The sequence below is a fragment of the Arthrobacter sp. CAN_A1 genome (genome assembly GCF_015751665.1).
In the GTDB taxonomy this organism is placed as follows: domain Bacteria; phylum Actinomycetota; class Actinomycetes; order Actinomycetales; family Micrococcaceae; genus Arthrobacter_D.
The window spans coordinates 102470-127786 of sequence record NZ_JADOUR010000004.1; the positions used below are offsets into that span (position 1 = coordinate 102470).

Below are 25317 nucleotides of genomic sequence, written 5' to 3' on the forward strand. Positions count from 1 at the left end.
ACCCGTTCGGGCCAGATAGCGAGGATCGATTGTTCCAGTCGCTGGGCGTGACTCATTCCGGTGCCAGGACCACTTCACGCAGCGACTCCTGTCGATCGTGGCGACACTTCCTGGCTGTTGTGGCGGCCTCCGCGGTCTACTGCCCGGTAGCGTTGCGCAGAATGGCAGCAATCTCGTGGAAGCCGAGGGCGGTGGCGTGCTGCAGGGGCGTCACACCATCGCGCTGGGAAGGGAACCTCACATCGGCGCCGCCCTCGACAAGGAGCTGCACGGTCTCCACGTACCGGGGCGAGCCATCGCCCAGGATGATCGCCTCGTGCAGTGCGGTCCAGCCCGGATTGTTGACGTGGTTGACTAACACGTCGGTCTCCAGCAGCCTTCGCACCACGTCCGCGTGGCCACGCTCAGCGGCGCGGATCAGAGCGGTGCCGTTGAAGCTGTCGCGCGCGTCAACGTCTGCGCCGCTACGCAGGGTCAGGTCCAATAGCTCGAGGTAGCCCTCACTCGCTGCGATCAGGAAAGCGCTCTGTTGGGTCTCGTCCTCGTAGTTGACGTCGGCGCCAGCGGCGATGAGCTGGCGGGCTTGGTCGACGTCGTTGTCCCAGGCCACCCCGATCAGGTTTTGATTCAGCGCGATCAGTTCGGCGGGTGCGAGCGACGTCGAGGTAACCGATGGGCTGCTCGGGGAGACCTCCGCAGCAGACTCCGTGGCTGGCGGCGACGGGCTGGGCGAGCTGGAGGGGCTCGACGCACTGGACGAGCTGGTCGGGCTCGAAGCACTCGCGGACCCGGAAGGCGTCAGTTGGGTCGGACCGGTCACCCCGCCGTTGCCGGTGCAGCCGGTCATCAGTAGCAGTACGGCCAAAACACCGCCTGGCACGAGGGCCCTCACCGGGACCCCTGCCGCGGGGCCACCGGGGTGGCACACCAGAACATCAGCGGGACCGTTCCCATGCTTACAAGCATACCCGAGCCATGAATCGGACCACTGTCGGCCAGGCACGGATCAGCGGGCGTCACGCGGTTCCCCGTGACGTGGGATCCCGTCATTCATCGGGCAGGTGCAACACGGTGTGGGCCTCATATTGGCTGCGGCCAATGCTGCCTAGAGCTGCTCTGATCGGGCGCGAAAAATTGTTCAACTTTTCTCTTCCGGGTGGGGATGCGCCGGGAGAACTTGAAGGGTATGGGCCCACTCACCCCGACCTTGCCCGCAAACTCGCGGGACATGCGCCGTCGTTCGCACGAATCCTCACCCCCCCTTTACCGGGGCACGACTCGGGGCCGACGCCACCACCTATCCGGTGCCGAAGGACCTGCAAGACAGTATTAGAGTGCGGGATAGGACGTGTCGGCATCCGGGTTGCAACCGGTTGGCAGTGTTTTGCGAACTCGACCATACGAAACCGTGGGCCTACGGTGGAAAGACCAGCTACGGCAACCTCGCTGCCTTGTGCAAACGTCACCACCGGCTCAAATCCGAGGGCTACTCGCACTATCGACAACCCGAACCGCGGAGCATCATCGCCGTCTCACCCACAGGCGAAACCTACATCACCCGACCGGACCCACCACCAGCCCCACCGCCCGACATACCTCCACCTTTCTAACAGCGCCGCCCTTGGTGAAAAGTGCCCGCCGAGGCGTTGGCTCTGGCGACTCAGAATGCCGCCAACCCGCCACAACCCACCACAGTCCACCATTCGACGGAGGTATTGGTCGGGCGAGCATGAGGTACCCGACAGGCCGACTACGCAACAGAGGCGGCGACCATCCTCCCGGATAGTCACCGCCCCTGCTGTGTTTTAGATACTGCTGTGACTTAGATACCGCGGTGTTTTAGATACCGCCGTGTCTCAGATACCTGCTGGTTTTAAAAATACTCGTCAAACACCCACAGGTGAAGGGAGAACTACTTCACGTCTTCGTCGACCCAGTCGAAGGTCCGGGTCACTGCCTTCTTCCAGAGCCGCATCTGGCGGTCACGTTCCCCGGAGTCCATCGATGGCGTCCACCGCTTGTCTTCGGCCCAGTTGGTGGCCAACTCGTCGGTATCCTTCCAGAACCCCACAGCCAAACCGGCCGCGTAGGCTGCACCCAGCGCCGTGGTCTCGGTGACCTTGGGACGGATCACCGGGATGCCGAGGATGTCGGACTGGAACTGCATCAGCGCATCGTTGGCGACCATGCCGCCGTCGACGCGCAGATCCTCCATGTCCACTCCCGAATCGGCGTTTGCCGCATCGAGTACTTCGCGGGTCTGGAAAGCCGTCGCTTCGAGAGCTGCGCGGGCAATATGCCCCTTGTTGACGAACCGGGTCAGTCCCACGATGGCGCCGCGGGCTTCACCGCGCCAGTATGGTGCGAACAAACCGGAGAACGCAGGCACAATGTAGACGCCACCGTTGTCTTCGACGGTCCGTGCAAGCTCCTCGACCTCTGGTGCTGACTTGATGATGCCCAGGTTGTCGCGCAGCCACTGGATCAGCGACCCGGTGACAGCGATCGAACCTTCGAGGGCATAGACGGCTTTCGCGTCTCCGAGCTTGTAGCAGACTGTGGTCAGCAGCCCGTTCTTCGAGTGAACAATCTCCTCACCGGTGTTGACGATCATGAAGTTACCGGTGCCGTAGGTGTTCTTGGCTCCACCCTTCTCGAACGCCGCCTGACCGAAGGTTGCCGCCTGCTGGTCGCCCAGGATTCCAGCAACCGGAACCTCACGCAGCAACTGCGACGTGTGAACCGTTCCGTAGACCTCCGAAGAGGACTTGATCTCCGGCATCATTGACTTCGGCACGCCAAACGCAGCGAGAATGCTGTCATCCCAGGAGAGGGTCTCCAGGTCCATGAACATGGTCCGCGAGGCATTGGTGACGTCGGTGATGTGCACACCGCCGTCGGTGCCACCGGTGAGGTTCCAGGTGACCCAGGAATCGGTGTTTCCGAAGATCAGGTCGCCAGCCTCAGCCTTGGCCCGCGCACCCTCAACGTTGTCAAGGATCCACTTGATTTTGGTGCCAGAGAAGTAGGTGGCCAGCGGTAGTCCCACCATCTGCTTGAACCGCTCCACTCCCCCGTCGGCCGCCAGCTCGTCGACGATCGACTGGGTACGGGTGTCCTGCCAGACAATCGCGTTATAGACAGGCTGTCCGGTGGTCTTGTCCCAGACCACAGCTGTCTCACGCTGGTTGGTGATGCCGACGGCGGCGATGTCGTGCCGTGTCAGGTTGGCCTTCGACAACGCATTGCCAATGACCTCCCTGGTGTTGTTCCAGATCTCCATCGGGTCATGCTCAACCCAACCCGCCTTAGGGAAGATCTGCTCGTGCTCTTTCTGGCCCGAGGACACGATATCCCCGCTGTGATCGAAAACGATCGCCCGGCTGGAAGTGGTGCCCTGGTCAATCGCAATGACGTACTTCGACATGTAATGCTCCTCGTTGAGTTTCTGTCGGTGATGAGTGTTGTCGCAGACGGCCTCTAGGCCGTCATTCCGTGCCTATGCTAGCCAGTGACTGCAGGGAAGGTGATGAACATGGCGACCAATCCGCCCAGCACCCCACCGATCAGTGGGCCGACCACTGGAACCCATGAGTAACCCCAATCGCTTCCGCCCTTGCCCTTGATGGGCAACAGGGCGTGAACGATCCTGGGACCAAGGTCACGGGCTGGGTTGATGGCGTAGCCGGTTGGTCCACCCAGTGACGCGCCGATGCCGACAACCAGGAGAGCAACAGCCAGTGGGCCGAGACCCGACGGTGTGCCAGCGAACGAAATGACCACAAACACCAGCACGAAGGTACCGATGATCTCGGTAACGAGGTTCCAGGCATTTGATCTGATCGCCGGGCCGGTGGAGAACACGCCCAGCTTGTTGGCTGGATCGGGCTCGGCGTCGAAGTGTTGCTTGTAGGCCAGCCAGCAGAGGAAGGCGCCGATCATGGCACCGAGCAGCTGGGCCGCGAAATAAGCCAACACGTTGATGAAGGTCTTGTCGATATCGGGGCCGAGTGTTGCAACGTCTGAGTTGACGAGCAGGCCGACCGTAACGGCGGGGTTCAGGTGCGCGCCGGAGAGCGCTGCAACGTAGACGCCGGCAAAGACGGCGAGCCCCCAACCGAAGTTAACCATGAGAAATCCGCCATTATTGCCCTTGGTGCCGGCGAGGGCGACGTTAGCAACGACACCTGTACCTAGCAGCAACAGCAGCATGGTGCCGAACATTTCGGCAACGAATGCTTCCAGAGACATCTTTGACTCCTTTAATTATTCATTTTTAGCGAACCCAGCCCGCGGCTGTGGCTCTCTTGCTCCCCCCGGCAACAGCTGCCGTTGGTCCTGCATCCGCTCCGGGAGCGGCAATCGGCTGCGCGCCAGGTACGCTACGCAACCAAATCTTCACTACTGACGTGGTGCGAGTCCCGCAGCACCCGCTCAGCCAACTCGATCTCGGCGGCAACCGTATCACCGCTCCAGCCCAGCAGCGGGGCAAGAACACCGCCGAGTTCGTGTAGCAGCTCGCTGGTCACCAACCCCCTGAAGGCGATCGACGTCCGGCGAATCAGGACATCCACCAGGTGGCCCACCTGCTCGTGATCCACCATGTAGGCGAGCTCGCGCCGGCTCAACTCCGGAGTGGAGGCCAGCAGCTCGTCGGGACCCGCCCTCAGGTAGTCGATAACGTCGACGGCGCGGGTTCCGTACCGGGTCAACAGACCTTCGACACGGTCGGTGGTCAGACCGGGTTCGACATGTGCCGTCACCCAGGCCTTCTCGCCGGACGGGGTGGTGGGGAACCCCCGGCCGCCGCCAATCGCGAGCCCAGCCGTCGTCGTCGTCCGCTGTTTCCCGAGAATAGCCAGCACGTCGTTGGTCATGTGCTCGGACAGGGCACGGAAGGTGGTCCATTTGCCCCCGACGAGGCTGAGCGTAGTCACGGCTCGGCCGCCCGCTGTGTCCTCCCGCTTCTCGATCCGGTAATCCCGTGACACGAAGCCCGGTTGGGTGTCGTCATGCCGCGGCAACGGCCGGATGCCGGAGAAGCTGTAGACCACGTTGGCCGGCTGCACCACGATCGCTGGGAATACGTGACCGATCAGTTCGATGAAATAGTCGACCTCTTCGGGGGTGCAAACAGGCGGGGTGTCCATGTCGGTGTCGATGTCGGTGGTCCCCACCAGCACACGATCCCCGATCGGGTAGACCAACACAATGCGGCCGTCGGTGTGTTCGAAGAAAATCTCGCGGCCCGCGCAAGCCGCCAGCAGCTCCGGGTGATCCAGGACAATATGCGAGCCCTTGGTGCCGCCCATGAACGCGCTGGCCCCGCCGAGGGCGTCGTTGGTCCCGTCAACCCAGGCGCCCGTCGCATTGACGACGACGTCGGCCGTGAAGCTGAATTCCTCGCCGGTGAGTTCGTCCCGGAGCAGCACCGAACCGTTGTCGCGCCCGACGACGCTGACATAGTTGCTGGCGCGGGCCTCAGGATTAGCGGCAAGGCCGTCACGGAGGACGTCAAGGGTCATCCGTTCGGGGTTGTGCACCGACGCATCGAAATAGGTGGCCGTGTACCGTACATCGGGACGCAGATCAGGAAGCTGCGCGAGGGACACCTTGCGTCCAGCGAACCGGTGCCGGGGAACGGCTCCGCCGTCCCGGGAGAACCAGTCGTACATGGTCAGGCCCGCCTTGATCAGGAAAGCACCCCGCTCCCGCGGCTGGCCATGCTGGCGGTGGGTGAGGAACCGCAGCGGCGCGGCAAGAATCCCGGAGAAGGTGCTGAAGATGGGGATGGTGGTCTGGAGTGGCTTGACGTAGTGGGGCGCAGTTTTCAGCAGGGCGTTGCGCTCAACCACCGATTCGCGGACCAGCCGGAATTCACCGTTTTCGAGGTACCGGATTCCGCCGTGGATCATGTGGGAGGACGCCCCCGAGGCTCCCTGGCAATAATCGCCGCGCTCCACCAGGGTCACGTCGACGCCCTGCAGGGCGAGATCCCTGAACGTTCCCACGCCATTGATCCCGCCCCCGATGATCAGCACCGAGGCCTGCGGCGTGTTCTTCAGCTGCTGCACTCCTGACCGTTCAGCGGGTGTGCTGACAGCACCATTCGCGCCGGCGGATTCAGCCAAAACAATCTCCTCAACGTTTATCGGCCGCACAGGATCCGCAGCCGTTCCACCTATTCTTGAAATGCTGGGAATAATAGTCAATGGTGTTGCACATACGTGCACGAGAGACAGAGGATTTGGCTATGAACCTTCGACCCGAGACTGAAAGAACCGATTCTGCTGCACAATCTTCCGCTGAGGACGTCAAGCGGTCAAGGGGCGGCGACGCGCTCCGGGCAGCCCAGATGTATTACCTGCAGGACCTGACCATGAACGCCATCGCCCGCGAACTGCGGACCTCCCGGTCGACCGTTTCCCGGCTGCTGTCGATGGCCCGGGAAACCGGTCTGGTGCAGATCCAGGTGAACAATCCGCTGCAGCGGGCGCCGTCCCTGGAACAGCAGATCCGGCGCCAATACGGGGTGGAAGCCCATGTGGTTCCGGTGACCGACATTGTCAGCGACTCCGAGGTGTTGGACCGCGTGGCAATCCAGGCTGCCCGCACCATTGGCCCCCTCGTCGATTCCAACGCCATTATTGGGGTGGCCTGGGGCTCGACGGTCAGCGCGGTCAGCTATCACCTGACCCGCAAGGTCACCCACGACAGCACCATCGTGCAACTCAACGGCGCAGGCAACACGCAGACCACCGGCATCACCTATGCCAGCGAAATCCTGCGACGGTTCGGCCAGGCCTACGGTGCGCGGGTGGAACAGTTTCCGGTACCCGCGTTCTTCGATCACGCCGAAACCAAAACCGCCATGTGGGCGGAACGGAGCGTCCTGAGGATCCTCGACCTCCAGCGACGGATGACCATGGCCATTTTCGGCGTCGGATCGATTGGCGCTGGCATCCCCAGCCACGTGTACTCGGGCGGCGATCTGGACGACGACGACCTGCAGTCCCTCGAGGAGCACCGGGTGGTCGGCGATGTGGCAACCATGTTCTTCAGGGCCGACGGTTCGCACAGCGACCTCCTCCTCAACCAGCGCAGCACCGGGCCCGAACTTGATCTGCTCCGGCAGGTGCGCCGGCGGATCTGCGTGGTGTCCGGGGAGACGAAGATCAACGGGCTGCGAGGCGCCCTGGCGGCCGGGCTTGCCACCGACCTGATTCTTGATGAGGGCTCGGCGCGACGGTTGGTGCTCGGGGGGTCCCGCTGACCCGTGGCCGCTTCGGTATTGTCGAGGTATGCATAAGGCACCGAAAATCGCTCTCAACAACGGGGTTCAGATCGACCAGATCGGCTACGGGGTGTACAAGGTGCCGCCCGGGACGACACGGGATCTGTGCGCCTTGGCGCTGGAAGCCGGTTACCGCACCATCGACACTGCGGCAATGTACGGCAACGAGTCGGGGGTGGGCCGCGCGGTGCGCGACGCCGTCGCCGCCGGCTGGCTGGAGCGTGATGACCTCTTCGTCACCACCAAGGTGTGGAATGACCACCACGGGTACGACGCGACCCTGCGCGCCTTCGATGCTTCCCAGGCCGAGCTCGGCCTGGACACCGTTGACCTGGTCCTGATTCACTGGCCCTGCCCCGACCAGGACCTTTATGTCGACACGTTCCGCGCTCTGGAACAGCTGTATCACGACGGCCGGGTGCGGGCCATTGGGGTATCGAATTTCCAGCTTCCCCACCTGGAACGGCTGCTCGCTGAAACATCAGTGGTCCCCGCCATCAACCAGGTGGAGTTGCACCCCTACCTCCAGCAGCACGCGCTGCGCCAGTTCCACGACACCCACGGCATCCGCACCCAGGCCTGGAGCCCGCTGGGCCGGGGAGCCATCCTGGCCGACCCGGTGATTGGCCGGATCGCCTCAGAGCTGGGCAGGACGCCGGCCCAGGTTGCCCTGCGCTGGCACGTTCAGGCCGGCCATGCAGTGATCCCGAAGGCGAGCAGCCGCGAACGGATCGTCAGCAACCTTGATGTCTACGGGTTCGAGCTCGGCCCGCAGCACCTCGATGCGCTTGCTGCCCTTGACCAGGACACCCGCTTCGGTTCGCACCCGGACCGGGTGAACTAGCTCGTGCCCACCCCCGCCATCACAGTGACCCGCGAGGCCACCGTACTCACCCTGTCCTACCGCGGCGCTGCCCAACGCTACTGGGACTTCCCGCCGGTCTGCGGCACGGACCCTGACGCACCGACCATCCTGATGGTCCACGGATTCAGGGGCGACCACCACGGGTTGCTCCGCATCGTCGAAGAGCTCCCGTCCCACCGGGTCGTCGTCCCCGATCTGCCAGGGTTTGGCCAGTCGGAGGCGCTGGAAGGGGCTCACGACGTCGGGGCCTACGCCGATTTTGTGGGCTTCAGTGTCACCGCGCTCGGCCTGGGAAGCGACTCCGTACTGCTCGGGCACTCGTTCGGGTCGATTGTGGCGGCGCGGTGGGCGGCAGCCCACCCGAGCGCGATCGCCGCACTGGTGCTCATCAACCCGATCTGCGAACCGGCACTGGAGGGTTCCAACCGCTTGGCCTCGAGGCTGGCTGCCCTGTACTACCGGGTGGGAGCGGCGCTCCCCGAGAAGCTCGGCCTGGCCCTGCTCCGGAATCCGCTGATTGTGCTCGCCATGAGTTCCCTGCTGGCAAAAACCCGGGACCGCACCCTGCGGCGGTACATTCACGGCCAGCATCTGAGCTATTTCAGCACCTACGCCAGCCGCCGCGTGCTGCTGGAAGCGTTCCAGGCATCAATTGCCGGGACGGTCAGGGACAGCGCGGGACAGCTGGCGATGCCCGTGCTGCTGGTCGCGGCGGAGAAGGACGATCTGGGGTCGGTCACCGGTCAGCGGACACTCGCCGCGATGATCCCCGATTCCCGCCTGGAGATCATTCAGGGCGTGGGGCATCTGGTGCACTATGAGACGCCCCACGAGGCTGCCGGATTGATCGACGCCTTCCTCAAGGAAACCCTCGCATGAGGATTCTGTTCGACGCCCGGTTCACCCGGCTGGATCAGCACGACGGCATCAGCCGTTACGGAGCCAGCCTGATCGCTGCGGCAGCCAAGCACGCCGAGGTGGTCATGCTCATCTCCGACGAGCGCCAGCTCAGGCTCCTCCCCGACGTCCCCCACCTTTTGATCAACTCCCCCTTGTCCCCTCGTGAGCTGTTCGTGGCGACCAGGATCAACCGGCTACGGCCCGACGTCGTCATCTGCCCCATGCAGACGATGGGTAGCTGGGGCCGCACCTATCCGCTCGTGCTCACGCTGCATGACCTGATCTACTACCAGAACCCGCAACCGCCTGGTTTCCTGCCCCTACCGGTCAGGGCGCTCTGGCGGCTCTACCATCTGGCGTACTGGCCGCAGCGGCTGCTGCTCAACCGTGCCGACGTCGTCGCCACCATCTCTGAAACGACCCGCCAGCTGATGGCTGAGCATCGGCTGACCCGCCGTCCGGTCCGGCTGGTCGGCAACGCACCGCAGTCCGACACGGTGGTCCGGGCCCCGGGTGTTGAACCCGGGCGGGACCTGCTCTACATGGGGTCGTTCATGCCGTACAAGAATGTTGAGTCGATCCTCACAGGTATGCGGGGTCTGGAGGGCTACACGCTGCACCTGCTCAGCCGCATCACCGATGCCCGCCGCAGCGAACTGGAAGGGTTGATTCCGCCGGGTCAGCAGGTCATCTTCCACAACGGGGTCAGCGACGAGCACTATCAGGAGTTACTCCGCTCAGCCGTAGCCCTGGTGACGCTGTCCCGCGCCGAAGGGTATGGCCTGCCGATCATCGAGGCCATGGCCGCAGGAACCCCGGTGATCGCCGCGGACACCCCGATCTTCAGGGAGGTTGGCGGGGAGGCTGCCCGCTATGTGGACCCCGATGAACCCGCCGGGTTCACCGCCGCGGTCCTGGCCCTGGCCGAACCCGAGCAGTGGCAGCGGGCGTCTCAGGCGGGCCAGACCCACGCCGGAACCTACTCCTGGGATCGGTCCGCCGAACAGTTGCTTGAGGCTGCCGCTATCGCTACCGTCGAGCATGCGGGCCGGGCGCGATGGCGCCCGTGGCGGCGCTGATGGGTGCCTGCGACGGCGAACACCCGGGCCACACGCCAGCGCCGGGGGTCTCGTCGCCACGTCGCGCGGCTAGATCAGGTCGGCAGCATCACAGCGGATATGGACGGGCTCGGTGGTCCCTTTGGCGGACAGGGCTACCTTGCGGGCCTTCAACCACGCTGTCGCTGCAGGCGCACTGCGGTAGCTGAAAAACAGCAGCAGCCGCTGAAGATCGGCGCCGGACGTCTGGGTATCGGCGAAGTCGCGGCCTGCTCCCGGGCCGGCCTGCCGGGCACCGGGCAAGCGGCCCGGCTGCGCCGCGACGGGCATGGGACCGATCGTGCGCAGGAAGAGACCTGAATCAAGGTCCCCGGTGAAGGCCGCCAACGCCTCCCGGGATCCCGACAACGCGGCGAACCGGACGGCGGGCGGCAACCCGAGGTCGGTCCGGGTGGATAACTCGCGGCCCGCTGCACCCTGCGGGTCCCAGCGCACCAGATGCCCGACCGCCGTCGAATCATCGGCCGTGATCACCACCAGCCCACCGTCGGCGGCCGGGCGGGCCAGGATTGCAGCGGTAAACCAACGCCGCAGGGTGTCCTCGCCCGCCCGCAGCGATTCCCGGGACAGCATCCCCGAACCGTCCAGCAGAATCACCGCCGCGTAGCCGCCCTGCACCAGCGGCTCGGCGCCCGGGGTGGCAACGACCACCGCCGGCGCATCCGGCACGGTGTCGAGGATGTGTTCGCCGGCCGAGGAATACACCTTCGCTCCGGGAAAGGCCCGGCCCAGCTCCTCGGCGGTCCGGGTCGCACCGGCGACCGTGGCGCGCAGCCGGGGGCTACCGCAGTTCGCGCAGGTCCAGCGCGGGTCTGGCTTCCCGCACCAGCGGCACCCGGGAGCCCCGCCACGGCCGGTCTGGGCGAGGGGCCCGGTGCACACCGTGCACCGGGCCGGTTCGCGGCAGTCCTCACAGGCCAGGGCCGGCGAAAACCCGGTGCGGGCCACCTGCAGCAACACCGGGCCGCGGGCGAGCCCCTCGGACGCGGCCTGCCACGCGGCGTGCGGAATGCGGGCGCGGGCGGCGAGCGGATCCCGGGCCAGCTGAAACTCATCTCCCGTGTGGACCACCCGCGGCGCACTCCGCCGGACCTCCGAACGGTCGGCGGCAATGGCCTGCGCCCAGCCGGTGGACACCAACCGGTGCGCCTCGGTGCTCTGCGATCCGGATGCGAGCAGCACCGCGCAGCCCTCGTGTCCGGCACGGAGCAGCAACACTTCACGGACGTGCTGGTACGGCGCCCGCTGCTCCTGGTGAAGGTCATCGCCGTCGTCCCACAGGCACACCAGGCCCAGATCCTGCACCGGGGCGTAGGCTGCCGACCGGGTTCCCACGGCCACCCGCACCTGACCGTTGAGAAGCTTAAGAAAGTTGCGATAGCGGGGGGTGGGGCCGTCTTCGGCGGTCAGGCGTGCCACCTGGCCGGAGCCGAGCCGATGGTCGAGTGCCGCTTCGACCCGCGCCAGGTCCCGCTGGTCGGGGACGACGACGACGGCGCCGCGTCCCGTGTGCCAGACTGCGGCCACCGCCTCGGCGATCTCGGCGGCCCAGTCCCGTGACCCATACCCGCCGAGGCTGGTCAGGACGGCCCGGGGACTGTGGCCGGCGGCCAGATGCCGGAGGAAACTGGCCCCGTTGGCGTAGCGGGCGAGAAGAGGTTCCCCGGCCGTCCACAGATCGGCGGGTCCGGAGGGGGCAGCTGCAGGCACAGCAGGTTCGGGGGCAGGTTCCGAGACAGCAGGTTCGGCGGCAGGGTCCGACGCAGCAGCAAAAGCGGTATCGACTCTGGCCATCCGGGGCGGGATGGCCACCTTGAGGACATCGCTGACGGTGCCGGCATAGCGGGCGGCCACGGCGCGGCTCAGGGCCAACACGCCGGGGGTGAGCACCTGCTGCTCCGACAGGACCTTCATCAGCGGCAGCAGCCGGGTGGTGCTGTCGGTGGTGGCCGATCGTTCGATGATGAATCCGGTGTGCTCCCGTCCACTGAAGCGCACCCTGACGCGCACCCCGGGCTGGGCCGACGTGGCGAGTTCCCGGGGCACTGAGTAGTCGAACACCCGGTCGAGGTGCGGCAACGGTGAATCAAGAATGACCTGGGCCACCGGGAGATCCCCGGCGGGCACCGGGCTGCCCAGGGCGTGCGGCGCCGTCGGGAAGCCCTGCAGCAGCGACAGCTGAACGGCTCCCCCGCTGCCCGAGCCTGCAGGCTGTTTCAGGGGGCTTCCGGTAGCCCGAGGCGCGCCTCGCCGCGGGGGCTGGTGACTGACGCTGCCCCCGGAACCGCCCCCGTCCCCGCTGCCGGACGGGCGCGTCTCAGGCGTTGAAATAGCTCCGCAGCTTGTCCACACGGTCGGTGAGTTCCCAGTTGAACCCGACATCCTCCCGCCCGAAGTGGCCGTGGGCGGCAGTCTTTTGGTAGATCGGCCGCAGCAGGTCCAGCGCGTTGATGATGCCGAGCGGCCGCAGGTCGAAGACCTCGCGGATCGCTGTGCCAATGGCGGCCGGGTCGACGGTCTCGGTGCCGAAGGTTTCGACGTAGATCCCGACGGGCTGAGCCATACCGATCGCGTAGGCGATCTGGATTTCGGCGCGCCGTGCCAGTCCGGCGGCGACAACATTCTTTGCGACCCATCGCATGGCGTAGGCGGCTGACCGGTCTACCTTGGAGGGGTCCTTGCCACTGAACGCGCCGCCGCCGTGGCGGGCCATGCCACCGTAGGTGTCGACAATGATCTTGCGTCCGGTCAGACCGGCGTCGCCCACCGGACCACCGATGACAAAGTCGCCGCCCGGGTTCAGGATATGACGGACCTTGCTGACGTCCAGTTCGGAAGCCGCCAGGACCGGATCGATGACGTGGGTGACGAGGTCGGCCCGCAGCTGCTCCAGGTCAACACCCTGTGCATGCTGGGATGACACCACCACGGAGTCCACCGAGACGGGGACGTCGCCGTCGTACCCGATGGTGACCTGGGTCTTGCCATCGGGGCGCAAATAGTCGAGGGTGCCGTCCTTGCGGACGTTCGTCAGCCGTTCGGAGAGGCGGTGAGCCAGCCAGATGGGGGTCGGCATGAGCACCGACGTCTCATCGCTCGCATATCCGAACATGATGCCCTGGTCGCCGGCTCCCTGCGCATCGTAGGGGTCCAGCCCGGTTCCCTGTCGGGTTTCCAGGGAGTTGAAGACACCGTTGGCAATCTCCGGTGACTGCTGTCCGATCGACACGGACACGCCGCAGCGTGCGCCGTCAAACCCGTTGGCTGACGAGTCGTAGCCGATCCCCAGCAGGGTCTGGCGCACCAGCTCAGGGATCTCAACGTAGGCCTCGGTGGTGACCTCGCCGGCAACGTGCACGAGGCCCGTGGTGACGAGGGTTTCCACTGCGACCCGTGACTTCGGATCCTTTTCCAGCATGGCGTCGAGGATGGCGTCGCTGATCTGATCACAGATCTTGTCGGGGTGTCCTTCGGTGACTGATTCCGAGGTAAATAGACGCAGATCGCTGCGGACGGGATTGGCTGAATTCACTTGATCACTCTACTTGGTCGACCGACGTACATGGCGGGTTGTGTGACGGACTGTGTGGACGCGGGGTGGGCTAGCTGCGGCCCGCCAGGGCTACCGCTACCCGGGCCACCACAGCAGTGGCCAGGTCGGCTTTGGAACCGATGACCTCAACAGGTTCGGCGCCGCCGGCGTCGAGGATGGTTGCGATGGTGTCATCACGGCCGAACACCTTGCCATCACCGACCTGATTCAGCACCAGATAGTCGCAGCCTTTGCGTGCCAGCTTCTCGCGGGCATGGTCCAGGGGATCCCCGGTGGGGTCCCCGGTTTCGGCAGCGAACCCGACGATGACCGGTCCGGCACCTGCCGCGCTGCGTTGTTCAACTGCCTCACGAAGGATGTCGGGGTTGCGCACCAGGGTGATTACCGGATCAACGCCGTCGGCGCGCTTCTTGATTTTGGTGAGCACCGGCTCCGCGGGCCGGAAGTCGGCTACCGCTGCGGCCATGATCAACACATCGGCGTGTTTGGCTCCGCTGAGGGTGGCAACCCTCAACTCCTCGGCGGTCTCCACCTGCACCAGTTCGACGCCGCCGGGTGCCGGGACTTCGATGTGGGCGACAATCAGTTCGACCGTTGCCCCTTCCGCGAGGGCAGCGGCGGCCAGGGCCATACCCTGTTTCCCCGAGGAGCGGTTGCCAAGGTACCGGACCGGGTCGATGGGTTCACGGGTGCCGCCGGCGGTGATCACCACGCGGCGCCCGGCGAGCGAACCGTTGGCTGAGCCCTCGCCGGTGGCACGATCTGGCGTGGAGGCGCGTGCTGTGCCCTGCTCGGCCAATGCGGCCAGCGCGGCCGTGAAAATGTCAGCTGGTTCGGGGAGCCTGCCGGCTCCGGAATCGGTGCCGGTCAACCGCCCGGAGGCTGGATCGAGCACCACAATGCCACGGTTCCGGAGGGTCGCCACGTTGGCGACGGTGGCCGGGTGATGCCACATCTCGGTGTGCATGGCCGGCGCCATCAGGACGGGACAGCTGGCCATCAGCAGGGTGCCGGTCAACAGGTCATTGGCCATCCCCGCGGCCGCGCGCGCGAGCAGGTCAGCGGTGGCAGGCGCCACGACAACCAGGTCCGCGTGTTGCCCCAGCCGGACGTGGTTGACCTTGTCGACGTCGTCGAACACGCTATTACTGACCGGATTGCCGGAGAGGGCCTCCCACGTGGCGGTTCCCACGAACCGCGTGGCGGCGTCGGTGGGGATCACCGTGACGTCGTGACCCGCTTCAGTAAAAAGCCGGAGGAGGGAGGCCACCTTGTAGGCGGCGATCCCTCCCCCGACTCCCAGAATTATGCGCACGTAGGTAGACGGTACGAGGTTACTGGTCGGTGGATTCGACCGGCGTGGAAACGAGCATGCCCTCGTTGATTTCGCGCAGGGCGATCGAGAGCGGCTTCTCGTTCAGGCGGGTGTCGACCAGCGGGCCAACATACTCGAACAGGCCCTCGTGGAGCTGGGAGTAGTATGCGTTGATCTGGCGGGCACGCTTGGCACCGTAGATCACCAGGGCATACTTCGAGTCCGACGCCTCCAGCAGGGAGTCGATCGGCGGGTTGATGATGCCTTCAGGCTGTGTTGACACAAATACTCCGTAAATGGTTCAGATTGTTGGTGGCTGCTGAGCTCCCGGGGCGCCTGTCTAGCGCTCCAGGGGACTCAGTCCCATCAGTGATACAAGCTCGTCCGCTGCCCGCTGAACACTGTCATTGACCACCGTGTGATCAAATTCAGGTTCCGCAGCAAGTTCTAGTTTAGCGGTTTCCAGCCGTTGTTGCTGTTCTTCCTCAGTTTCGGTCCCGCGGCCCACCAGCCGGCGCACCATTTCCTCCCAGCTGGGAGGTGCGAGAAAGACGAAATTGGCTTCAGGCATTGACTCCTTGACCTGCCGCGCGCCCTGCAGATCAATCTCAAGCAGCACCGATTTCCCGTCGGCCATGGCCGCATCGACGGTCCGGCGGAGGGTGCCATAGCGGTTGCGTCCGTGTACCAGTGCCCACTCCAGCATCTGCTCCGACCCGACCAGGTCATCAAACTCGTCATTGCTGACAAAGAAATAGTGGACGCCGTCCACCTCCCCCGGCCGGGCGGGCCTGGTGGTGGCCGAAACCGACAGCCAGACCTGCGGATAGTTATCGCGGATATAGGTGGATACGGTTCCCTTACCGACGGCCGTTGGCCCGGCGAGTACTGTCAGCCGAGGCTGCGACACGTGGTTCCTCACTTGTAGGGTTCCTGAAATTCGCCCCGTTCAGGGCGAAGGATCCTGCTTTGCTAGATGTTCGATCAGGGCCTGGCGCTGGTGGACTCCCAGCCCACGCACGCGGCGCGTTGCCGCGATCCCGACGTCGTTCATGATGCCTGCCGCCCGCACCTCGCCCACGCCGGGCAGTGCTTTCAGCATGTCGATGACTTTCAACCGGCCCACTGCAACATCCCTGGACATGCCGTTGACCACTTCACCGACTGTGGTCTCCCCGCTTTTCAGCTTGACCTTCACCTCAGCCCTGATGGCGCGGGCCGCCGTGGCTTTCTCGCGCGCTTGCGTCCGTTCGGAGTCCGATAGCGGCTTCAAGCTCACAAGTGCTCCCCTGCAGTTGGCACCGTCCCGCGCTGAACGCTCGGGTAAATGCAATTCTTGTGGAATGGGCTTCCACTGAACCTATCTGTACTGAGGACCCAAAATCAATTGCCGAGGTCAGCCAACGCCTGTTCAGCGGCAGCCCGCAGTTTCTCCCGATCGGGGCCCGCAGCAAGGATACTGCGGCTGGCACTGGCGAGCACCAGGGCTGATGCAGCACCAAACGTGTCAGCGAGTTCAGCGGCCCCCGCACCCTGGGCACCAATACCCGGGGCAAGGATCGGACCATTCAGCTGGCCAAGATCCAGGCCAAGGTGGCGCACTGCAGCACCAGCCGTCGCTCCGATCACCAGTCCCACCGACCCCAGCCCGACGGCGTCACGGTTCTCCCACGCGGCGGCGTCGGCAATGACCCGGGCCACTGCGTGACCAATCGTGGATTCGGCACCTGTCACGGCGCCAGCACCCCGCACCTGGGCGTGCTGGATGTCAGCACCCTCCGGGTTGGAAGTCAGGGCCAGCACGAACACGCCACGGCCGGTCCCGGCGGCAAGGTCCAGGGCCGGGCGGAGCGATTCGAACCCCAGGTACGGGTTCAGGGTCACGGCGTCGGCTGCCAGTGCCGACCCGTCGCGCAACCAGGCATCCGCGTAGGCAGCCATGGTGGAACCGATATCGCCGCGCTTCGCATCGGCGATGGTCAGCACACCCTGGTCTGCTGCTGCGGCGAGGAAGCGTTCCAGCGCAGCCAGCCCGGCGGAGCCGTGCCGCTCAAACAGGGCCACCTGCGGTTTCAGGATGCAGGCCGTCTCCCCCACTGCGTCCAGCACCGTCAGGGCAAACCGTTCGCACCCGGCGGCGTCGTCGCCCAGCCCCCAGGCGCTGAGCAGCGCCGGGTGCGGATCGATCCCGACGCAGAGGCTGCCCCGGGCCTGCATCCGCGCCGCGAGGCGTGCACCGAACGTTGGGCTACCGTGCTGCATCGCGGACTTCGGTGGCGGCACGCAGGTTCGCCGCGTGCTCCTGCAGGCTGGTGACCGACCATTCGTAGGACCGCATCGCCTCGATCGCCTGCACCGCGGCGCCGAACTCGGGGATGGTGGTGATCACCGGCAGACCGTAGGACGTTGCGGCGGCGCGGATTTCGTAGCCGTCACCGCGGGCCTGGCCACCTGAGGGGGTGTTGATGATCATGTCGATGGTGCCGTCAGTGATCAGATCCACCACCGTGCCCTCGCCCTGGTCGCCGGTGCCCTCGGCGATTTTACGCACGGTGGTGGCCTGAATGCCGTTGCGTCGCAGCACATCGGCGGTGCCTCCGGTGGACAGGATTTCGAAGCCGAGGTCCACCAACCGTTTGACCGGCATGATGATGGAGCGCTTGTCCCGGTTGGCGACCGACACGAACACCCGTCCCTCGGTGGGGAGCGCAGCGTTCGCTGCGGCCTGGCTCTTGGCGAAGGCGGTGTCGAAGTACTTATCGATCCCCATCACTTCGCCCGTTGACCGCATTTCCGGGCCGAGCAGGGAATCGACCACCGTGCCGTCGGGGGTGCGGAATCTGCTGAACGGCAGCACGGCTTCCTTGACCGAGACGGGAGCGTCGAGAGGCAGATCGCCGCCGTCACCGGTCACGGGCAGCAGACCGTGCTCGGTCCGCAGGTCAGCGATCGACACGCCGGTACCGATCAGCGCTGCGGCCTTGGCCAACTGCACCCCGGTGGCCTTCGACACGAAAGGCACCGTGCGCGAGGCCCGGGGGTTGGCTTCCAGGACGTAAAGCACGTCGGAGGCCAGGGCGAACTGGATGTTGATCAGTCCACGAACCCCCACCCCTTCGGCGATGGCCAGGGTGGCTTCCCTGACGCGCTGCAGGATGTCGGCGCCCAGGGTGATCGGCGGGAGGACGCACGCCGAGTCCCCGGAGTGGATCCCTGCCTCCTCGATGTGTTCCATGATGCCGCCGAGGTACATGTCGGTGCCGTCGTAGAGGGCGTCCACGTCAATCTCGATGGCGTCTTCAAGGAAACGGTCGATCAGGACCGGGTGCGCCTCGGTGATCTCGGTGGCGTTCGCGATGTAGCGCGACAAGTTGGCTTCGTCGTAGACAATCTCCATGCCGCGGCCGCCCAGAACATAGGACGGGCGGACCAGGACCGGGTAGCCGATCTCGTTGGCGATCTTCCTGGAGTCCTCAAACGAGACTGCCGTGCCGTTCTTGGGTGAGATCAGGCCGGCCGCGTCGAGGACCCGGCTGAACGCCCCCCGATGTTCGGCCAGGTCGATCGCCTCCGGTGACGTGCCGAGGATGGGGATGCCGGCGTCGGCCAGCTCCTGCGCCAGTTTCAGCGGGGTCTGCCCGCCCAGCTGCACAAACACACCCATCACTCCGCCGGTGCGCTCCTCGGCTGCGATGACCTCGAGGACGTCCTCGAGGGTCAGCGGTTCGAAGTACAGGCGGGTGGAGATGTCGTAGTCAGTGGACACGGTCTCGGGGTTGCAGTTGACCATCACCGTTTCGTAGCCGGTCTGGCGCAGGGCCATGGAAGCGTGGACGCAGGAGTAGTCGAACTCGATACCCTGGCCGATCCGGTTGGGGCCGGAGCCCAGGATGATGATCGACGGTTTGGCGTGCTGGCCCACCTCGTCCTCCTCGTCGTAGGACGAGTAGTGGTACGGGGTGTAGGCAGCGAATTCGGCGGCGCAGGTGTCAACGGTCTTGTAGACGGGGCGGACGCCGAGCGCGTGGCGGACCCCGCGCACCACCGCCTCGGGGGTGTGGGTGAGGGAGCCGATCTGCTCGTCGGAGAAGCCGTGGCGCTTGGCGAGCCGCAACAGGTCCCCGGTCAACGACGGCGCCTCCCGGACCGTCGCAGCAACCTCGTTGAGCAACACCAGCTGGTCAAGGTACCAGGGGTCGATGCCCGTCGCCTGGTAGAGCTCGTCGATGGTGCCGCCGCCGAGGAGGGCCTGCTGGACCTGGGCGAGACGCTCGGTGGTGGGCCGCTTGGCGGCAGCGATCAACGCCGGAACGTCGATGTCGACCGATGTGTCGAAGGTCAGCTGCGAGCCCTTCTGCTCGAGGGACCGCAGCGCCTTCTGGAGCGCCTCGGTGAAGTTCCTGCCGATGGCCATCGCTTCACCGACCGATTTCATGGTGGTGGTCAGGGTGGGATCGGCCGCCGGAAACTTCTCGAAGGCGAACCGGGGCACCTTGACCACCACGTAGTCGAGGGTGGGTTCGAACGACGCCGGGGTCTTCTGGGTGATGTCGTTCGGGATTTCGTCGAGGGTGTAGCCGAGGGAGAGCTTGGTGGCGATCTTCGCGATCGCGAAGCCGGTGGCCTTGGACGCCAGGGCTGAGGACCGGGAGACCCGCGGGTTCATCTCGATGACGACGATGCGTCCGGTGTCAGGCTCGATGGCGAACTGGATGTTGCAGCCGCCGGTGTCGACGCCCACCTCGCGGATAATCGCGATCGAGATGTCACGCAGCCGCTGGTATTCACGGTCCGTGAGGGTCATCGCTGGGGCGACGGTGATCGAGTCGCCGGTATGCACGCCGACCGGGTCAAGGTTCTCGATGGAACAGACCACCACCACGTTGTCGTTCTTGTCCCGCATCATCTCGAGTTCATACTCTTTCCAGCCGAGGATGCTCTCCTCGAGGAGCACCTCGGTGGTGGGACTGTATTGCAGGCCCTGACCCACGATCCGGCGCAGGTCCTTCTCGTTGTACGCGAGACCAGAGCCCAGGCCTCCCATGGTGAAGGAGGGGCGGACCACCATCGGGTATCCGAGGTCGGTGGCGGCGTCCAGCGCGCCGTCAATGGAGTGGATGATCGTCGACCTGGCGGATTCGGCACCGCAGCGGGCCACCACGCCCTTGAACTTCTCGCGGTCCTCCCCCAGCTCGATGGCCGCGATGTTGGCACCGATCAGCTCCACGCCGTACTTGTCGAGCACCCCGTTCTTGTCCAGCGCGATCGCTGTGTTGAGGGCGGTCTGCCCGCCCAGGGTCGGCAGGAGGGCGTCGGGGCGTTCCTTCTCGATAATCTTCGCCACCACCTCCGGGGTGATGGGTTCCACATAGGTGGCGTCAGCGAATTCGGGGTCGGTCATGATGGTCGCCGGGTTGGAGTTCACCAGGATGACCCGCAGGCCTTCCTCCTTCAGCACCCGCAGCGCCTGCGTGCCCGAATAGTCGAATTCAGCGGCCTGCCCGATGACGATCGGGCCGGAGCCGATGACCATGACGCTCTTGAGGTCGGTTCTGCGTGGCATCTAGTGTGTTTCCTTCTCGTTGGCGCTGCCCGGCTGGTCATCGGAGCGGGTGTCGGTCATCAACTGGATGAATCGGTCAAACAGGTACGCAGAATCGTGGGGGCCGGCTGCCGCTTCCGGGTGGTACTGGACGGAGAAGGCGGGCAGGTCGAGGCAGGCCAGGCCCTCGACGACGTCGTCGTTCAGGCTCACGTGGCTGACCTCGACCCTCCCGAAGCGGGCCTCGGGGGCCGGGGTGGGGCCATCGAGGGGGGCGTCGACGGCGAAGCCGTGGTTCTGGGAGGTGATTTCCACCTTCCCGGTGCGCCGGTCGAGGACGGGCTGGTTGATGCCACGGTGGCCGTACCTGAGTTTGTAGGTGCCGAAGCCGAGCGCGCGGCCCAGGATCTGGTTGCCGAAGCAGATGCCGAAGAAAGGGATCCGTGCGTCGAGCACTTCGCGGAGCAGGGCCACCTGCGGGTCGGCGGTTGCCGGGTCACCGGGTCCGTTGGACATGAACACGCCGTCGGGATGCTCCTGCGCCACCTCGGCGAACGTTGAGCTGGCGGGAAGCACCACGGTACGCACCCCCCGCTGGGCGAAGTGTTTCGGGGTCATGGATTTGATCCCGAGGTCAAGGGCGGCGACGGTGAAGAGGGGTTCGCCCTCCCAGCCGTGATCGGACGGTTCAACAACGTACCGGACTGTTGCGCTGACCTCGTCGGCGAGGCGGGCGCCCTGCATGGACTCCTGTCCGGCGACCTGTGCCAGCAGGTCGGCGTCGGAGCCGGTGGCCGCCGGTCCGGAAAAGATCCCTGCCTTCATGGCGCCGCGCTCACGCAGGTGGCGGGTGACGGCCCGGGTGTCGACACCCTGGATACCGACGATGCCCTGGTCACGGAGCTGGCCATCAAGGCTCTGCTCGGATCGCCAGTTGGAGGGCCGGCGGGCTGCGTCACGCACAATGTAGCCGGCCACCCAGATCCGGCGGGACTCGGCGTCGTCGGCGTTGACCCCGGTGTTGCCGATGTGGGGGGCCGTCTGGACCACCAGCTGGCGGGCGTAGGACGGGTCGGTGATGGTCTCCTGGTACCCGGTCATTCCGGTGGCGAAGACCGCTTCGCCCAGGGCGGTGCCCTGAGCGCCGTAGCTGCGGCCGCGGAAGGTGCGGCCGTCCTCGAGCATCAGGACGGCGGCGCTCTCGGGGGCGGGCTGGCTGGAATCTGTCACTGTGTGTCCTTCGGGGGGTTCTGGGTCTGTGACGGGGTGCGGCGGTCGGCCGCCTGTCGGGGGTCGGTGGGGGCGAGGTCCGAGGCGGCGTGAAGGAGGCCGGTGCGGGCTTCGGCCTGGCGGGTCCGGAAGCCGGTGTCGACGGCGGTTCCGTTGAGGGTCCAGGTGAATACCACCAGCCCGTCCTTTTCGACGAACTTGCCGGCCATGCCCCGGTCCAGCCTGACGCTGGTGAGGTCGGACCGCCTGATGAACAGGTCCCGTGCGCCGCTGCGGACGATCAGGATGCCTTCCTCATGCACCGTCGCGGTGGCGTTGGACTTCACACCCAGGCCGTGGACGGCGATGCGGTCGAGCCAGTCTCCCGCCGTCGTCGTCACGACGTATTGACCGTTTGCGATGTACAGCGGTTCGCTGAGGACTTCAGGGGCCTCGGCCGGGGCCGGAATGTCGCGTTGCCGGCCGAGTCGGCTGCGCCAGCCCAGGGCGCCGAGGGCGACGACGACGGCGATGGTGCCCAGTGAGAGGGCGACGGGCGTTAGCCAGTCCATGGTGATTCCTCAGCTGCAGTTGGGTGCGGTGTGTTCAGGCGGCCGTTCAGGACGGTGGGGTGGCCCCTGAAGAAGGTGGCGTGGACCGCCCCGGGTAGTTCGGTGCCCGCAAACGGGCTGTTGCGGCCCATGGTGGCCATTTTATCCGGATCGACCACCCAGCGTGCCTCCGGGTCGACGAGTATGACGTTAGCCGCCTCACCCTCGGCGAGGGGGCGGCCCTGCTGGTCGAGGCCACCGATCACCGCCGGGGTGCGGGAAGTGACCCGCGCGAAACCCTCCCAGTCCATCAGCCCGGTGGAGATCATGGTGTGCTGTACCACCGACAGCGCGGTTTCCAGCCCGGTCATGCCCATCGCCGCCTGCGCCCACTCGCAGTCCTTGTGCTCGGAGGGGTGCGGGGCATGATCGGTGCCGACGACGTCGATGGTGCCGTCCGCGAGGGCCTCCCGCAGGGCCTGGACATCCTCGCCGGTGCGCAGCGGTGGGTTCACCTTGTAGACCGGGTTGTAGCTGCGGACCAGTTCGTCCGTGAGCAGCAGGTGGTGCGGGGTGACCTCGGCGGTGACCCTGATGCCGCGGGCCTTGGCCCAGCGGATGATCTCCACCGAGCCTGCCGTGGAGACGTGGCAGACGTGCAGCCGGGACTGGACGTGGTGGGCCAGGAGGACGTCCCGGGCGATGATGCTTTCCTCGGCGACAGCTGGCCAGCCGGTCAGTCCGAGTACCGCGGAGACGGCGCCCTCGTTCATCTGGGCGCCCTCGGTCAGCCGGGGTTCCTGGGCGTGCTGGGCGATCACGCCGTCGAACGCCTTGACGTACTCCAGCGCGCGGCGCATCATCACCGGGTCGCTGACGCACACCCCATCGTCGGAGAACACCCTGACACCGGCACGGGAGTCGGCCATGGCACCGAGCTCAGCGAGTTGGGTCCCGCCGAGGCCCACAGTGACAGCCCCGACGGGGCGGACCTCCACCCAGCCGGCGCGCCGCCCCAGGCTGTACACCTGCTCGACCACCCCCGCGGTGTCGGCCACCGGGGTGCTGTTGGCCATGGCGTGGACGGCGGTGAACCCGCCCCGCGCAGCGGCGCGGGTGCCCGTTTCGACGGTTTCCGCGTCCTCCCGGCCCGGTTCGCGGAGGTGGGTGTGCAGGTCCACCATGCCGGGGAGTGCCACGAGGCCGTCGGCGTCGATGACCGTGGCGCCGGGTGAGGAAAGTCCCTGGCCGACGCCGGCGATGATCCCGTCGGCGATGAGCAGGTCCGCCCGTTCCCGACCCAGCAACGCTGCGCCGCGGATGAGATAGCGGGCTGGGGCTGGTGAGGTCATCGTGTGGTCTCCTGGGTGAGGGTGGTGGCTGCTCCGGAGGGGGCCCGGTCCTCGCCGGAGAGCAGCAGGTAGAGGGCGGCCATCCTGACTGAGACTCCGTTGCGCACCTGGGCAAGAACTGTTGAACGGGGTGAATCGGCTGCTGCGGCCGAAATTTCGAGGCCACGGTTCATCGGGCCGGGATGCATGATGACCGTGTGGTCCAGTCCGTGGGTGTCGAGCGCCGCCAACCGGGCGTCGTCGAACCCCCACCGTCTCGAGTATTCACGGGTCGAGGGGAAGAAGGCAGCGTTCATGCGTTCGGCCTGAAGCCTGAGCATCATCACCGCGTCGGGTCCAGCGGCCAGCGCCTCGTCAAGGTTGTAGGTGATCCGGCAGGGCCACTGCTCCGCACCGACCGGGACCAGGGTGGGCGGGGCCACCAGCGTCACTGAAGCCCCCAGGGTCTCGAGGAGCCACAGGTTGGAGCGGGCCACCCGGGAATGCAGGACGTCGCCGACGATGGTCACCGCCATTCCCGTCAGGTCGGAGCCCACCGAGGGGACTCCCGAGATCTTCGCCCAGTGGCGGCGGAGCGTGAATGCATCGAGCAGCGCCTGGGTGGGGTGCTCATGCATCCCATCGCCCGCGTTGATGACCGCCGCGTCGATCCAACCCGACGTCGCCAGGCGGGCCGGAGCACCAGACGCCCAGTGCCTGATCACCACCGCATCGGCGGACATGGCCTCGAGGGTCTGCGCTGTGTCCTTCAGCGATTCGCCCTTGGAGACGGAGGAGCCTTTGACGGCGAAGGTGATGACGTCGGCAGAGAGCCGTTTGGCTGCGGCTTCGAAGGAGATCCGCGTTCTGGTGGAGTCCTCGAAGAAGAGGTTCACCACGGTGCGGCCGCGGAGGGCCGGGAGTTTCTTGATCTCCCGTTCGCCGACCGCCGACATTTCCTCGGCGACGTCGAGGATTCGGATGGCGTCCTGGCGGGACAGGTCGCGGGTGGAGAGCAGGTGCCTCACGCGGGGCCCTCGATCACAACTTGGTTGATGGGCTGGCCCGCGACGACGTCAATTTCCGCCAGATGGACGCGCACCTTTTCCGCCGATGAGGTGGGAAGATTTTTGCCCACGTGGTCGGCGCGGATGGGCAGTTCGCGGTGGCCGCGGTCCACCAGAACCGCCAGCCGGACCGCCCGCGGCCGGCCGAGGTCCACCAGGGCATCAAGCGCTGCGCGGATGGTCCGCCCGGAGTACAGGACGTCGTCGACGAGGACCACCACTTTGTTGTCGATGCCCGACGGCGGCAGCTGGGTTGGCAGGGGCGGCCGGGTGGGGTGGTGGCGGAGATCGTCACGGAACATCGTCACATCGAGCTGGCCGACCATGCGGGCCGGGTCGAGCTGCGCTCCGGTGGCCTGGTATTCGGCTGCGGCGATCTTGCGGGCCAGACGCTGGGCGAGCGGATAACCCCGCCGCGGGATGCCCAACAGCACCAGATCGGCGGTGCCCTTGTTGGCTTCAAGGATTTCGTGGGCGATGCGGGTAAGCGCTCGGTCAATATCGGCTTCGGCGAGAACGACACGCGACATAGCAGTCTCGGATTGAGGTGCAGGCATAGTCATTGGACGCTT

22 protein-coding genes are annotated in these 25317 nt (G+C 65.9%); 5 read left to right on the forward strand and 17 right to left on the reverse strand.

Annotated elements, in window-relative coordinates; all coding sequences use genetic code 11:
• Positions 1–136 precede the first annotated feature (136 nt).
• Positions 137–865, reverse strand: coding sequence for an ankyrin repeat domain-containing protein (locus IWX62_RS06310; protein WP_196840532.1), 729 nt, complete (start codon positions 863–865; stop codon positions 137–139).
• Between the two features lie 514 nt (positions 866–1379).
• Between IWX62_RS06310 and IWX62_RS16235 the strand changes: the two genes are divergently transcribed.
• A complete protein-coding gene (locus IWX62_RS16235) occupies positions 1380–1610 on the forward strand; it encodes an HNH endonuclease (protein ID WP_333483260.1) in 231 nt (76 codons plus the stop codon).
• Positions 1611–1912: 302 nt separating this feature from the next.
• Here the strand turns inward: IWX62_RS16235 and glpK are convergent, their stop codons facing one another.
• The 3 genes from glpK to IWX62_RS06330 form a co-directional block, all read right to left on the reverse strand.
• Positions 1913–3427 (reverse strand): glycerol kinase GlpK, encoded by a 1515-nt coding sequence (glpK, locus tag IWX62_RS06320; RefSeq protein ID WP_196840533.1) that lies wholly within the window; start codon positions 3425–3427, stop codon positions 1913–1915.
• 77 nt (positions 3428–3504) lie between these two features.
• Positions 3505–4251, reverse strand: coding sequence for an MIP/aquaporin family protein (locus IWX62_RS06325; protein ID WP_196840534.1), 747 nt, complete (start codon positions 4249–4251; stop codon positions 3505–3507).
• A 131-nt stretch (positions 4252–4382) separates the two neighbouring features.
• A complete protein-coding gene (locus tag IWX62_RS06330) occupies positions 4383–6131 on the reverse strand; it encodes a glycerol-3-phosphate dehydrogenase/oxidase (protein WP_196840535.1) in 1749 nt (582 codons plus the stop codon).
• Between the two features lie 224 nt (positions 6132–6355).
• Here IWX62_RS06330 and IWX62_RS06335 point away from each other — a divergent pair, with 224 nt between their 5' ends.
• From IWX62_RS06335 to IWX62_RS06350, 4 genes are read left to right on the forward strand one after another with little or no spacing between them, the layout of a single operon-like run.
• A complete protein-coding gene (locus tag IWX62_RS06335; protein WP_196840689.1) occupies positions 6356–7273 on the forward strand; it encodes a sugar-binding transcriptional regulator in 918 nt (305 codons plus the stop codon).
• A 28-nt stretch (positions 7274–7301) separates the two neighbouring features.
• Positions 7302–8138: an aldo/keto reductase gene (locus IWX62_RS06340; RefSeq protein ID WP_196840536.1), complete on the forward strand. Its 837-nt coding sequence runs from the start codon at positions 7302–7304 to the stop codon at positions 8136–8138.
• 3 nt (positions 8139–8141) lie between these two features.
• Positions 8142–9038, forward strand: coding sequence for an alpha/beta fold hydrolase (locus IWX62_RS06345; protein WP_196840537.1), 897 nt, complete (start codon positions 8142–8144; stop codon positions 9036–9038).
• Complete coding sequence (locus tag IWX62_RS06350; protein WP_196840538.1) at positions 9035–10138, forward strand: glycosyltransferase family 4 protein; 1104 nt, start codon at positions 9035–9037, stop codon at positions 10136–10138. The genes IWX62_RS06345 and IWX62_RS06350 overlap by 4 nt, the downstream gene beginning before the upstream one ends.
• A gap of 69 nt (positions 10139–10207) precedes the next feature.
• Here IWX62_RS06350 and IWX62_RS06355 read toward each other — a convergent pair whose 3' ends face one another.
• The 13 genes from IWX62_RS06355 to pyrR all read right to left on the reverse strand — a co-directional run bounded on the left by IWX62_RS06355 (position 10208) and on the right by pyrR (position 25302).
• On the reverse strand, positions 10208–12283 hold the full coding sequence (locus IWX62_RS06355) for a primosomal protein N' (RefSeq protein WP_333483242.1): 2076 nt from the start codon (positions 12281–12283) through the stop codon (positions 10208–10210).
• 211 nt (positions 12284–12494) lie between these two features.
• Positions 12495–13709, reverse strand: a complete 1215-nt coding sequence (gene metK, locus IWX62_RS06360) for a methionine adenosyltransferase (RefSeq protein WP_196840540.1) — start codon at positions 13707–13709, stop codon at positions 12495–12497.
• Positions 13710–13779: 70 nt separating this feature from the next.
• Positions 13780–15045 carry a bifunctional phosphopantothenoylcysteine decarboxylase/phosphopantothenate--cysteine ligase CoaBC gene (gene coaBC / locus IWX62_RS06365; protein ID WP_196840541.1) on the reverse strand — a complete coding sequence of 422 codons (1266 nt, stop codon included), beginning with the start codon at positions 15043–15045 and terminating at the stop codon, positions 13780–13782.
• 19 nt (positions 15046–15064) lie between these two features.
• Positions 15065–15328 (reverse strand): DNA-directed RNA polymerase subunit omega, encoded by a 264-nt coding sequence (rpoZ, locus tag IWX62_RS06370; protein WP_196840542.1) that lies wholly within the window; start codon positions 15326–15328, stop codon positions 15065–15067.
• Positions 15329–15385: 57 nt separating this feature from the next.
• The gene (gene gmk, locus IWX62_RS06375; RefSeq protein WP_196840543.1) at positions 15386–15955 is read right to left on the reverse strand and encodes a guanylate kinase; all 570 of its coding nucleotides are present in this window, start codon (positions 15953–15955) and stop codon (positions 15386–15388) included.
• 39 nt (positions 15956–15994) lie between these two features.
• Positions 15995–16324: an integration host factor, actinobacterial type gene (gene mihF / locus IWX62_RS06380; RefSeq protein WP_196840544.1), complete on the reverse strand. Its 330-nt coding sequence runs from the start codon at positions 16322–16324 to the stop codon at positions 15995–15997.
• Positions 16325–16428: 104 nt separating this feature from the next.
• Complete coding sequence (pyrF, locus tag IWX62_RS06385; RefSeq protein WP_196840545.1) at positions 16429–17307, reverse strand: orotidine-5'-phosphate decarboxylase; 879 nt, start codon at positions 17305–17307, stop codon at positions 16429–16431.
• On the reverse strand, positions 17294–20608 hold the full coding sequence (gene carB, locus IWX62_RS06390; protein WP_196840546.1) for a carbamoyl-phosphate synthase large subunit: 3315 nt from the start codon (positions 20606–20608) through the stop codon (positions 17294–17296). Before carB ends, pyrF begins: the two co-directional genes overlap by 14 nt.
• Positions 20609–21772: a glutamine-hydrolyzing carbamoyl-phosphate synthase small subunit gene (gene carA, locus IWX62_RS06395; RefSeq protein ID WP_333483262.1), complete on the reverse strand. Its 1164-nt coding sequence runs from the start codon at positions 21770–21772 to the stop codon at positions 20609–20611. It abuts the gene before it with no gap.
• A 41-nt stretch (positions 21773–21813) separates the two neighbouring features.
• Positions 21814–22368: a PH-like domain-containing protein gene (locus IWX62_RS06400; RefSeq protein ID WP_196840548.1), complete on the reverse strand. Its 555-nt coding sequence runs from the start codon at positions 22366–22368 to the stop codon at positions 21814–21816.
• Positions 22356–23699: a dihydroorotase gene (locus IWX62_RS06405; RefSeq protein WP_196840549.1), complete on the reverse strand. Its 1344-nt coding sequence runs from the start codon at positions 23697–23699 to the stop codon at positions 22356–22358. Before IWX62_RS06405 ends, IWX62_RS06400 begins: the two co-directional genes overlap by 13 nt.
• Positions 23696–24706, reverse strand: a complete 1011-nt coding sequence (locus IWX62_RS06410; protein WP_196840550.1) for an aspartate carbamoyltransferase catalytic subunit — start codon at positions 24704–24706, stop codon at positions 23696–23698. The genes IWX62_RS06405 and IWX62_RS06410 overlap by 4 nt, the downstream gene beginning before the upstream one ends.
• Positions 24703–25302 carry a bifunctional pyr operon transcriptional regulator/uracil phosphoribosyltransferase PyrR gene (pyrR, locus tag IWX62_RS06415; protein WP_333483263.1) on the reverse strand — a complete coding sequence of 200 codons (600 nt, stop codon included), beginning with the start codon at positions 25300–25302 and terminating at the stop codon, positions 24703–24705. Before pyrR ends, IWX62_RS06410 begins: the two co-directional genes overlap by 4 nt.
• Positions 25303–25317 lie beyond the last annotated feature (15 nt).

Coding starts and splice junctions, on each gene's coding strand:
- glpK (WP_196840533.1), bottom strand. CDS start 3,427: ATGTCGAAGTACGTCATTGCGATTGACCAGGGCACCACTTCCAGCCGG.
- IWX62_RS06325 (WP_196840534.1), bottom strand. CDS start 4,251: ATGTCTCTGGAAGCATTCGTTGCCGAAATGTTCGGCACCATGCTGCTG.
- IWX62_RS06335 (WP_196840689.1), top strand. CDS start 6,356: ATGTATTACCTGCAGGACCTGACCATGAACGCCATCGCCCGCGAACTG.
- IWX62_RS06340 (WP_196840536.1), top strand. CDS start 7,302: ATGCATAAGGCACCGAAAATCGCTCTCAACAACGGGGTTCAGATCGAC.
- IWX62_RS06350 (WP_196840538.1), top strand. CDS start 9,035: ATGAGGATTCTGTTCGACGCCCGGTTCACCCGGCTGGATCAGCACGAC.
- pyrF (WP_196840545.1), bottom strand. CDS start 17,307: ATGCAGCACGGTAGCCCAACGTTCGGTGCACGCCTCGCGGCGCGGATG.
- carB (WP_196840546.1), bottom strand. CDS start 20,608: ATGCCACGCAGAACCGACCTCAAGAGCGTCATGGTCATCGGCTCCGGC.
- carA (WP_333483262.1), bottom strand. CDS start 21,772: ATGCTCGAGGACGGCCGCACCTTCCGCGGCCGCAGCTACGGCGCTCAG.
- IWX62_RS06400 (WP_196840548.1), bottom strand. CDS start 22,368: ATGGACTGGCTAACGCCCGTCGCCCTCTCACTGGGCACCATCGCCGTC.
- IWX62_RS06405 (WP_196840549.1), bottom strand. CDS start 23,699: ATGACCTCACCAGCCCCAGCCCGCTATCTCATCCGCGGCGCAGCGTTG.
- pyrR (WP_333483263.1), bottom strand. CDS start 25,302: ATGCCTGCACCTCAATCCGAGACTGCTATGTCGCGTGTCGTTCTCGCC.